Source organism: Bacillus cereus group sp. BfR-BA-01347, from assembly GCF_022663835.1.
Lineage (GTDB): Bacteria > Bacillota > Bacilli > Bacillales > Bacillaceae_G > Bacillus_A > Bacillus_A thuringiensis_K.
This window is the reverse complement of sequence record NZ_JAKUGG010000071.1, coordinates 1-1,041: the sequence shown is the minus strand read 5'-3', so window position 1 is coordinate 1,041 and position 1,041 is coordinate 1. Positions and strand designations below refer to the sequence as shown.

Here is a 1,041-nt window from a genome sequence, read left to right as displayed (position 1 = left end):
CTTATGAAACAGGAGGATTGGATGCCCTACAATCAAAGAAAAAGGGGCGTCCAACCATGAAAGATAAAAAAATAAAACCAGTAGATGAAGGATCAATCGAAGCCTTACAAGCGGAAAATGAGCGTTTACGTATGGAAAATTCATATTTAAAAAAGTTGAATGCCTTAGTTCAAAACAAAGAAAAATCACCAAACAAGACAAAGCGCAAGTAATCTACGAGTTAAGGCATGAATTTCCTATCAAGGAGTTACTTCAACTCGCAAACATTCCACGTAGTACGTACTATTACTGGATGAAACATTTTAATCGTCCTGATCCAAATGCGGAGGTAAAAGAACTGATTCAAGCTATTTATAATGAACACGATGGGTGTTATGGTTATCGTCGTATTCGTGATGAACTTATGAATCGTGGACACAAAGTAAATCATAAAAAAGTGTATCGTCTTATGAAAGAATTAGGGTTAAAATGTCTGGTTCGTATGAAAAAATATCGCTCTTACAAAGGGACAGTTGGGAAAATTGCACCAAATATTTTAAATCGCAACTTCCAAGCTGAAAAACCAAATGAAAAGTGGGTTACAGATATTACGGAGTTTAAGTTATTTGGGGAGAAGTTATACCTATCACCAATGTTGGATTTATTTAATGGTGAAATTATCACGTATACAATTGGTTCAAGACCGACCTATTCCCTTGTTTCAACGATGTTGGACCAAGCCCTTTATTGTGTAACCGATCCGGATAAACTCCTCATTCACTCTGATCAAGGTTGGCACTATCAAATGAAACAATACCGTCATTCTCTTAAGAATTGTGGCATAACTCAAAGTATGTCTCGCAAAGGAAACTGTTATGACAATGCCGTTATTGAAAATTTCTTCGGTATCATGAAATCGGAATTTCTGTATCGAAAAGAATTTGAAAGTATAACACATTTCAAACAAGAGTTAGCAAAGTATATAGAATACTATAATCATAAAAGAATTAAGGCAAAATTAAAGGGTATGAGCCCAGTACAATACCGGGCTCATACCCTAGA

General features: G+C 35.4%; 1 pseudogene. It reads left to right on the top strand.

Features of this window, described 5'->3' with window-relative positions:
* Positions 1-1,041 (top strand): annotated as a pseudogene (locus MR143_RS32640) (IS3-like element ISBth10 family transposase); the annotation flags it as partial.